The organism is Nocardia sp. 852002-20019_SCH5090214 (genome assembly GCF_001665865.1).
In the GTDB taxonomy this organism is placed as follows: domain Bacteria; phylum Actinomycetota; class Actinomycetes; order Mycobacteriales; family Mycobacteriaceae; genus Nocardia; species Nocardia nova.
Genome location: NZ_LZMK01000288.1, coordinates 1 through 685 on the forward strand (window position 1 = coordinate 1; position 685 = coordinate 685).

The 685-nt window shown below is 68.5% G+C and carries 1 pseudogene; it reads right to left on the minus strand.

From position 1 onward, the window contains the following. Positions 1-472, minus strand: a pseudogene (locus tag A5780_RS22615) (hypothetical protein); the annotation flags it as partial. Positions 473-685: the final 213 nt, after the last annotated feature.

Below are 685 nucleotides of genomic sequence, written 5' to 3' on the forward strand. Positions count from 1 at the left end.
CCGCCAGCTGCGGGGTTACCTCGGCATCGATGGTGACGTGCCCGCCGTCGAGGTCGACGTGCACACCCCAGCGCTGCCGGATGTGCCCGGCCAGTTCCACCGACGCGCGGCGGGCAGCCTCGGAGTCTTCCGACCAGGTCACCGCCTCACGTAGCGCGGCGGCGATTTCGTTGCGCGAGAGCCGATCCCAACCCTTCCGGCGCAGCGCTTCCAGACCTTTCTCGGCCGCCTTGCGCTCGGCGGCGACCTGGGCGGCGTGCTCGCGGCGGGCCTTCTCCTCCCGCATCTGCATGGCCTCGATGGCGGCGCGGCGGGCGGTGATGCCGGCCGTGGCTCGGTTCATCACCTCCTGCATCAAGCCGCGGATCAACATCGCGAATTTGGAGCCGATGTGATCAATGGTGTCGTCGTGGTGGTGGCCGGCCTCCTGGCCGTGCAGGCCGGACAGGTTGACCGTGGAATTTCCGGACATGAAAGAACCTCCGACAGAGTCGTTGTGATCAGGTGAGAGGGGTGAGGCATCGGCCGAGAGATCGGTCGATGCCTCACCGACGAAAGGGACGGCCCCGGCCTCCGACCGGGCGGCGCTCGTGGCGGTGTGAGGGTCCAGATACGGGACTGGGGCGAGTTCGCCGACGTGGTGACCGGCCTCGATGTGGTCGGTGAGGTCCTTGCCTGTGGCCGC